Raw genomic sequence first — 9,065 nt, forward strand, 5'->3', positions numbered from 1 at the left:
CAATGACTCAACATTCCGCAACACGGTCCATGTTCGATCCGGCGCTGCTGCGCCCGGCGATCGTGGACTCGTTCAAGAAACTCACGCCGCGCACGCAGTTCCGCAATCCGGTGATGTTCTGCGTGTACGTCGGCAGCATCCTGACCACGATTCTGTGGATCGCGGCGCTCGCCGGCCAGGCCGAGGCGCCCGCGGGCTTCATCCTCGCGATCGCGCTGTGGCTGTGGTTCACCGTGCTGTTCGCGAACTTCGCCGAAGCGCTCGCCGAAGGGCGCTCGAAGGCGCAGGCCGCATCGCTGCGCAGCGCGAAGAAAGACGTGATGGCGAAGAAGCTCAACGAGCCGCATCCGAAGTCGCCGATCCGCATCACGACCGCGACCGAGCTGCGCAAGGGCGACGTCGTGCTGGTCGAGGCCGGCGACGTGATCCCGGCCGACGGCGAGGTGGTCGACGGTGTCGCGTCGGTCGACGAATCGGCGATCACCGGCGAATCCGCACCGGTGATCCGCGAATCGGGCGGCGACTTCTCGTCGGTCACGGGCGGCACGCGCGTGCTGTCGGACTGGATCGTGGTCAAGGTCACCGCGAACCCCGGCGAGGCGTTCCTCGACCGGATGATCGCGATGGTCGAAGGCGCGAAGCGCAAGAAGACGCCGAACGAGATCGCACTGACGATCCTGCTCGTCGCGCTGACGATCGTGATGCTGCTCGCGACCGCGACGCTGCTGCCGTTCTCGATGTTCTCGGTCGAAGCGATGAAGGCCGGCCACGTGGTGACGATCACCGCTTTGGTTGCGCTGCTCGTGTGCCTGATCCCGACGACGATCGGCGGCCTCTTGTCCGCGATCGGCGTGGCCGGGATGAGCCGGATGATGCAGGCGAACGTGATCGCGACGTCGGGCCGCGCGGTGGAAGCCGCCGGCGACGTCGACGTGCTGCTGCTCGACAAGACCGGCACGATCACGCTCGGCAACCGCCAGGCGTCGACGTTCGTGCCGGCGCCGGGCGTGACCGAGGAAGCGCTGGCCGATGCCGCGCAACTGTCGTCGCTCGCCGACGAAACGCCGGAAGGCCGCAGCATCGTCGTGCTCGCGAAGGAGCGCTTCAACATTCGCCAGCGCGACATGGGGCAGTTGCACGCGACGTTCATCGGCTTCTCCGCGCAGACGCGGATGAGCGGCGTCGACCTGCCCGGCCGTGAAATCCGCAAGGGTGCGGCCGACGCGATCCGCCACTACGTCGAGACGCACGGCAGCCGCTTCCCGGAAGAAGTGCGCCGCGCGGTCGACGAAGTCGCGCGCCGCGGCAGCACGCCGCTCGTCGTGGCCGACCTGCATGAAGGTGCGGCGCGCGTGCTCGGCGTGATCGAGCTGAAGGACATCGTGAAGGGCGGCATCAAGGAGCGCTTCGCGGAACTGCGCAAGATGGGCATCAAGACCGTGATGGTGACGGGCGACAACCGGCTGACGGCCGCGGCGATCGCGGCGGAAGCCGGCGTCGACGATTTCCTTGCGGAAGCGACGCCGGAAACCAAGCTCGCGACGATCCGCGAACACCAGGCGGCAGGCCGTCTGGTCGCGATGACCGGCGACGGCACCAACGACGCGCCGGCGCTCGCGCAGGCCGACGTCGCCGTGGCGATGAACACCGGCACGCAGGCGGCGAAGGAAGCCGGCAACATGGTCGACCTCGACTCGAACCCGACGAAGCTGATCGAGATCGTCGAGATCGGCAAGCAGATGCTGATGACGCGCGGGTCGCTCACCACGTTCTCGATCGCGAACGACATCGCGAAGTATTTCGCGATCATCCCGGCCGCGTTCGTGACGACGTACCCGCAGCTGCGCGTGCTCGACATCATGCACCTGACGTCGCCGGCGTCGGCGATCCTGTCGGCGGTGATCTTCAACGCGCTGATCATCGTCGCGCTGATTCCGCTGGCGCTGAAGGGCGTCACGTACCGGCCGCTCGGCGCGGCTTCGCTGCTGCGCCGCAACCTGCTGGTGTACGGCCTCGGCGGCGTGCTGCTGCCGTTCCCGTTCATCAAGCTGATCGACATGACGCTCGCTGCACTCGGCTGGGCCTGAGCCGGCCGTATTTGAAGGAAACATCATGAAAACGTTGATTCGTCCGCTCGTCGTGATCTTTGTCGTGCTGACCGTGGTGACGGGGCTCGCTTACCCGGCCGTGATGACCGTGTTCGGCCAGGCCGTGTTCCCGTCGCAGGCGAACGGCAGCCTGATCGAGAAGGACGGCAAGGCAGTCGGCTCCGCACTGATCGGCCAGCCGTTCGATGCGCCGAAGTATTTCTGGGGCCGGCTGTCGGCCACCACGCCGATGCCGTACAACGCGACCGGCTCCGGCGGCTCGAACCTCGGCCCGCTGAACCCGTCGCTCGCCGACCAGGTGAAGGGGCGCATCGCCGCGCTGCGCGACGCCGGCACCGACATGTCGAAGCCCGTGCCGGTCGACCTCGTGACGGCGTCGGCCAGCGGCCTCGATCCGGAGATCACGCCGGCCGCCGCCGCATACCAGGTCGAGCGCGTCGCGAAGGCGCGCAACCTGGCGCCCGACGCGGTCGCGCAGCTCGTCGCCGCGAACACGAAGGGCCGCCAGTTCGGCGTGCTCGGCGAACCGCGCGTGAACGTGCTGCAGCTGAACCTCGCGCTCGACGCGGCGCAGGCCGCGCACTGAGCGCGCGGCCGGGCTTCCGACGGCAACCGGCGTCCGGCGCGGCCCGATCCGCGCCGGACGCGCATTTTCCCGACGGCGCGTGCGCCGTCTTTGCCTTTTGCGGCGATTTGGAACAACAATGCTCGTACTCGCGCGCATCCGGGCGCTCCGCCTTTCTGACGCATGAATCGTCCCGATCCAGACCAACTCCTCGACAAGCTGCAGCGTGACGAAGAAAAGCAGCGGCGCGGCCAGCTCAAGATCTTCTTCGGCGCATCGGCCGGTGTCGGCAAGACCTACGCGATGCTGCAGGCCGCGCGCCAGCGCCTGCAGGAAGGCGTGGACGTCGTCGTCGGCATCGTCGAGACCCACGGGCGCAGCGAAACCGCCGCACTGCTCGACGGCCTCGACGTGCTGCCGCTCGCGCGCATCGACTATCGCGGCCGCACGCTCGCCGAATTCGATCTCGACGGCGCGCTCGCGCGCCAGCCGCAACTGATCCTCGTCGACGAACTCGCGCATTCGAACGTGCAGGGCGCGCGACACCTGAAGCGCTGGCAGGATGTGTACGAACTGCTCGACGCGGGCATCGACGTCTACACGACCGTCAATGTCCAGCACCTCGAAAGCCTGAACGACGTGGTCGGCGCGATCACCGGCATCCGCGTGTGGGAGACGGTGCCCGATCGCGTGTTCGACGCGGCCGACGAAGTCACGCTCGTCGACCTGCCGGCCGAGGAACTGCTCGAGCGGATGCGCGACGGCAAGGTCTATCTCGCGCAGCAGGCCGAGCGCGCGGTGCGCAACTTCTTCCGCAAGGGCAACCTGATTGCGCTGCGCGAACTGGCGCTGCGGCGCACGGCCGACCGCGTCGACGCGCAGATGCGCGAGTATCGCGCCGATCGTTCGATCCAGCGCATCTGGCAGGCACGCGAGCGGCTGCTCGTGTGCGTCGGCCCGGGCCCTGAAGCGCCGACGCTCGTGCGGGCGGCCGCGCGGCTCGCCGCGAGCCTGAAGGCCGACTGGATCGCCGTTTATGTGGAAACGCCGCGCCTGCAGCGGCTGCCCGCTGCGCGCCGGCAGCGCACGCTCGACGCGCTGAAGCTCGCGGCCGAGCTCGGCGCGGAGACGGCCACGCTCGCCGGCGCCGACGCGGTTGCCGCGCTGATCGGCTATGCGAAGGTGCGCAACGTGTCGAAGATCGTCGCGGGCGGCTCGCCGAAGGTCGGGCTCGTGCGCCGCTTCGTGCGGCCGTTCGGCGAGCAGCTTGCCGAACGCGCGGGCGACGTCGACCTGATGCTGATCCGGGCGTCCGCGAGCGACGAGGCGCGCGCAGCACCGCTCGACGCGCGTGCGCGCGACTGGCGCGACGCGTTCGCGCAGTTCGGCACGCACCGTTCGCCGCCGCGGCACTACGTGTATGCGGCCGCGATCTGCGCGGCGATCACGGTCGTCGCGAGCCTCGTGTCGGAGCGGCTCGACCTCACGAACCTCGTGATGCTGTACCTGCTCGGCGTCGTGTTTTCGGCGGTGCGGCTCGGGCGCGGCCCGGGCGTGCTGCAGTCGTTCCTGTCGGTGGCCGCGTTCGATTACTTCTTCGTGCCGCCGCGCATGTCGTTTTCGGTCAGCGACACGCAATACCTGCTGACCTTCTTCGGGATGCTGCTGACGTCGCTCGTGATCAGCCACCTGACGTCGACGCTGACGCGCCAGGCGAGCGTCGCGCAGCGCCGCGAGCGCCGCACCGGCGCGATCTACGCGATGGCGCGCGAGCTGGGCGCGGCGCTGACGACGGAGCAGATCGTCGAGATCGGCAGCCGTCACGTGGGCGAGGTGTTCCGCGCGCGCGTCGCATTCCTGCTGCCCGACAGCGCGGACAAGGTGCGGCAGAAGATCGAGGAGCCGGATGCGGCCGTCACGCTGACGGGCGCCGATCTCGACAGCGACGTCGGCCAGTGGGTGTACGACCAGCAGAAGCCGGCCGGCCGCGGCACCGATACGTTGCCCGCGACGGCCGCGCTGTACCTGCCGCTGAAGGCGCCGATGCGCACGCGCGGCGTGCTCGCGGTCGCATCGCGCGAGCCGCGCGAACTCGAGGTGCCGGAGCAGCAGCGGATGCTCGACGCGTTCGCCGCGCAGATCGCGCTCGCGCTCGAACGCGTGCACTACGTCGAGATCGCGCGCGACGCGCTCGTCAACATGGAATCCGAGCGGCTGCGCAACTCGCTGCTGTCGGCGATCTCGCACGACCTGCGCACGCCGCTCACGACGATCGTCGGCTTCTCGTCGATGCTCGCGAACGGGCGCGCGGCCGCGCAGGGCGGCGACGCCGCGGCGGCCGAACGCTTCGCGCAGCGCGAGGGCGAACTCGTCGATGCGATCCACGACGAGGCGCTGCGGATGACGGGCATCGTCACGAACCTGCTCGACATGGCGCGGCTGCAGGCCGGCAGCCTGCAGTTGAAGCGTCAGTGGTCGCTGCTCGAGGAAGCCGTCGGTGCCGCACTCGCCGCCTGCAAGCGCGTGCTTGCGCGCCATCCCGCTCGCGTCGTGCTGCCGGCCGACCTGCCGCTCCTGCAGATGGACGCGGTGCTGATGGAGCGCCTGTTCACCAACCTGTTCGAGAATGCGGCGAAGTACACGCCGGCCGATACGCCGCTCGACATCGGCGCCGAGCGCGTGACCGACGACGGGCTGCCGTTCGTGCGCGTGCTCGTCGACGATTACGGTCCCGGCCTGCCGGCCGGGATGGAAACGCGGATCTTCGACAAGTTCACGCGCGGCGAGAAGGAATCGGCGACGCCGGGCATCGGCCTCGGCCTCGCGATCTGCCGCGCGATCGTCGAAGCGCACGGCGGTAAAATCGGCGCGTTCAACCGGACGGCACCCGACGGCCACGTGACGGGCGCGCGTTTTTGGTTCACGCTGCCGGTCGAGACACCGCCGGCCGCGCCTGCCGTACCCGACGACGAACCCGAAGTGCCGGGGGCGTCGTCCCCATCCGAATCATTGCCAGATCATGAGTGAACCCAGCCTGACCGTCGTCCTGATCGAGGACGAAAAGCAGATCCGCCGTTTCGTGCGCGCCGCGCTCGAGGAGGAGGACATCGCGGTGTTCGAGGCCGAGACGGGCAAGCAGGGGCTGATCGACGCGGCGACGCGCAAGCCCGATCTCGTGATCGTCGACCTCGGCTTGCCCGATACCGACGGCCTCGACGTGATCCGGGAATTGCGCGGCTGGTCCGAGGTGCCGGTGATCGTGCTGTCCGCGCGCACGCAGGAGGAAGAGAAGGTCGCGGCGCTCGACGCGGGCGCCGACGATTACCTGACCAAGCCGTTCGGCGTGTCCGAGCTGCGCGCGCGGATCCGCGCGCAACTGCGCCGGCGCAACCAGGGCGGCGCGAACGAGTCGCCGAAGGTGACCTTCGGCACCGTGACCGTCGATCTCGCGCTGCGCCAGGTGTGGCGTGACAACGAGATCGTGCACCTGACGCCGCTCGAATACCGGCTGCTCGCGACGCTCGTGCGGCACGCGGGGCGCGTGCTGACGCACCGCCAGCTGCTGCGCGACGTGTGGGGGCCGTCGCACGTCGAAAGCCACCACTATCTGCGCATCTACATGGCGCACCTGCGCCAGAAGCTCGAGCGCGACCCGGCGCAGCCCGAGCACATTGTGACCGAGACGGGCGTCGGTTACCGGCTGGTCGGCGCCGCATGACGGGCGTCGCCGGGTCGCAGCTGCACCCGTGCGCGTGACGTCGCGCGCCGGCAGGGTTGCGTCGGCGCGACAGTCTCGCGGCCGGCGCGCGCGTTGCACACCCGGCGCTCATTCCCCGTTATCCTGACCGTTCCGCGAGCGAAAACGAGGAGCGTGCAATGTCCGTCCGTCTGGTCGTCATCTGTGCGCTGGCGCTTGCTGCGCCTGGCGCGTTCGCCCAACCGCTGCCGCCCGGGCAGCAACCGTCGTCGCAGCAGCAGGCGATGGCCAATCCCGCGTCGGTCAATTGCGCCAAGCTCGGCGGCCGCCACACGATCCGCAGCCTGTCGAGCGGGCAGGTCGGCATGTGCGTGTTCAAGGACGGCCGCGTGTGCGAGGAGTGGGCGCTGTACCGCGACGACCGCTGCGTCGGCGGCGTCACACCGAAGCGCGCGTCGAACTGACCGGGCCCGGCCGGTCGCGCCCCTGATCGGCCGCGCGCCGCGTCCGTAAGCATCTTGTTATACTCGGCGCCGCCCGGGGACGACCCCGGGTCATTCGCTTCAACGGGGACGGCCCCATCCGATACGGAGTACGTCGAGATGGCGTGGGTATGGTTGTTCATTGCCGGGTTGCTGGAAGTGGCCTGGGCGGCCGGCATGAAATCGTCGGACGGCTTCACGAAGCTCGGTCCGTCGGTGTTTACGATCGTGACGGCGCTGGCCAGCTTCGGGCTGCTCGCGGTCGCGATGCGCCAGCTGCCGCTCGGCACCGCGTACGCGGTGTGGACGGGCATCGGCGCGGTCGGTGCGTTCGTGTTCGGCATCGTGATGATGGGCGAGGCGCTGACCGTCGCGCGCATCGCGAGCGCCGTGCTGATCGTCGCGGGGCTGATCGGCCTCAAGCTGTCGTCTGCTGCCTGACGAGGGCATCCCGGTGCGCCCGCGCCCGGTGCCGCACTGCGGAATTGCGCCGGCCATGCGCCTAGCCTGTCTATAATGGAACGCATTCGGGCCTGAATACCGTCGTGCTTCTCGCAGCACGCGGTGCCGGTCGCCACGCGCCGCGCGGCCAGTCTGTCCGACCCGATCCGATCAATCGGCAAATCGCACGGAAAGTGCAAGGAGAGGGCCATGATCGAAGCCATTTCGCTCGGCGCGGGGCTCGCGTGGGCGAGCGGCCTGCGCCTGTACCTGACCGTGCTGATCGCCGGCGTGCTGGCGCGGTTCGGCTGGCTCCACCTGCCCGACACGCTGGCCGTCCTGATGTCGCCGTGGGTCATCGGCGCCGCGGCCGTGCTCACCGTCACCGAATTCCTTGCCGACAAGATCCCCGCGTTCGACTCGCTGTGGGATGCCGTGCACACCTTCATCCGCATTCCGGCCGGCGCCGTGCTCGCGGCCGGCGCGCTCGGCCATGCCGATCCGACCGTGCTCGCGGTCGCGGGGCTCGCGGGCGGCTCGCTCGCCGGTGCCGCACACGTGGCGAAGGCCGGCACGCGCGCGATGATCAACCTGTCGCCGGAACCGATTTCGAACTGGATCGCCTCATCGACCGAGGACGGCCTCGTGGTCGGCGGGCTCGTGCTCGCGTTCTTCGTTCCGCTCGCGTTCCTCGTGCTGCTTGCCGCCTTCATCGCAGCGTCCGCATGGGCGCTCCCGCGCCTGTGGCGCGGTGTCTCGGGCGGCTTTCGCGGCATGGCGAACCACATGGTGTCGCGGCTCAACTCGATCGGGGGGAAGCGCGATTGAAGGGGCGGCAACACGCGGCGCAGCCGCTGGCCGGGCAACCCGGCCATGAGGTGAGCGCGCATGCCGGCCGCTTCGGCCTGCGCGACCTGATCCGCCAGGCCGCCCGCATGACCGCGCGCGACTGGCGCGCGGGCGAGCTGACGCTGCTCGTCCTTGCACTGGTGCTCGCGGTCGCGGCGCTGACGAGCGTCGGCTTCCTCGCCGACCGGCTGCGCCAGGGGCTCGAGCGGGACGCGCGCCAGATGCTCGGCGCCGATTTCGTCGTGCGGGCCGATCGCCCCGTCGATCCGTCGTTCGACCAGCAGGCCCGCGCACTCGGCCTGCGTACCGCGACGACCGCCATCTTCCCGAGCATGATCGCGTCCGCCGCGGGCGGGCAGGTGACCGACGCGGCGCCCTCGCGCCTCGCGGCCGTGAAGGCCGTGTCGCCAGGCTATCCGTTGCGCGGCGCGGTCGATATCGTGCCGGCCGGCGCGGCCACCGCGCAGAAGGCGGCAGCGATTCCCGCGCCCGGCACCGTTTGGGCCGACCCGGCGCTGCTCGATGCGCTGCACCTGAAGGCGGGCGACACGGTGCGCGTCGGGCTGCGCACGTTCAAGGTCGCCGCGTCGATCTCCCGCGAACTCGATCGCGGTTTTTCCTTCGTCAATTTTTCGCCGCGGCTGATGATGCGCGCCGATGAACTCGCGGCGACGGGGCTCACGGGCTACGGCAGCCGTGTCACGTACCGGCTGCTGGTCGCCGGCGACCAGCAGGCCGTCGCGCGTTTCGAAGCGTATGCGCACGCACGTGTCGACGGCGGGAAACTGCGCGGCGCCGGTCTCGCCGAGCGGGCCGACACGCATACGACGGCCGTCGGCGGCGCGCTGAAGTTCGACGTGAGCCCGACGCTCACGCTGACGCTCGACTTCGACTATGGCCGCCAGATGCCGGCGACCTACTAT

General features: G+C 69.7%; 8 protein-coding genes. All 8 read left to right on the forward strand.

The genetic code is table 11. The features are described 5' to 3' along the window. Window positions 1-2: 2 nt before the first annotated feature. Window positions 3-2,087: a potassium-transporting ATPase subunit KdpB gene (gene kdpB / locus F3J15_RS30720; RefSeq protein ID WP_166895946.1), complete on the forward strand. Its 2,085-nt coding sequence runs from the start codon at window positions 3-5 to the stop codon at window positions 2,085-2,087. Window positions 2,088-2,112: 25 nt separating this feature from the next. Further along, complete coding sequence (kdpC, locus tag F3J15_RS30725; protein ID WP_166895948.1) at window positions 2,113-2,694, forward strand: potassium-transporting ATPase subunit KdpC; 582 nt, start codon at window positions 2,113-2,115, stop codon at window positions 2,692-2,694. 162 nt (window positions 2,695-2,856) lie between these two features. Further along, window positions 2,857-5,700 carry a DUF4118 domain-containing protein gene (locus tag F3J15_RS30730; RefSeq protein ID WP_089446127.1) on the forward strand — a complete coding sequence of 948 codons (2,844 nt, stop codon included), beginning with the start codon at window positions 2,857-2,859 and terminating at the stop codon, window positions 5,698-5,700. Further along, a complete protein-coding gene (kdpE, locus tag F3J15_RS30735) occupies window positions 5,693-6,391 on the forward strand; it encodes a two-component system response regulator KdpE (RefSeq protein WP_069248495.1) in 699 nt (232 codons plus the stop codon). Before F3J15_RS30730 ends, kdpE begins: the two co-directional genes overlap by 8 nt. A 158-nt stretch (window positions 6,392-6,549) precedes the next feature. Further along, entirely contained in the window at window positions 6,550-6,834 is a 285-nt protein-coding gene (locus tag F3J15_RS30740) for a DUF333 domain-containing protein (protein WP_089446126.1), read from the forward strand. Between the two features lie 138 nt (window positions 6,835-6,972). Next, complete coding sequence (sugE, locus tag F3J15_RS30745) at window positions 6,973-7,293, forward strand: quaternary ammonium compound efflux SMR transporter SugE (protein ID WP_089446125.1); 321 nt, start codon at window positions 6,973-6,975, stop codon at window positions 7,291-7,293. Between the two features lie 210 nt (window positions 7,294-7,503). Continuing rightward, window positions 7,504-8,121, forward strand: coding sequence for a DUF4126 domain-containing protein (locus F3J15_RS30750; protein WP_011352729.1), 618 nt, complete (start codon window positions 7,504-7,506; stop codon window positions 8,119-8,121). Further along, window positions 8,118-9,065: ABC transporter permease (locus tag F3J15_RS30755; RefSeq protein WP_240161536.1), on the forward strand; the 948-nt coding region annotated here is incomplete at its 3' end. The genes F3J15_RS30750 and F3J15_RS30755, both read left to right, overlap by 4 nt.

It is taken from the genome of Burkholderia sp. Ap-955, assembly GCF_011753045.1.
Taxonomy (GTDB): domain Bacteria; phylum Pseudomonadota; class Gammaproteobacteria; order Burkholderiales; family Burkholderiaceae; genus Burkholderia; species Burkholderia lata_D.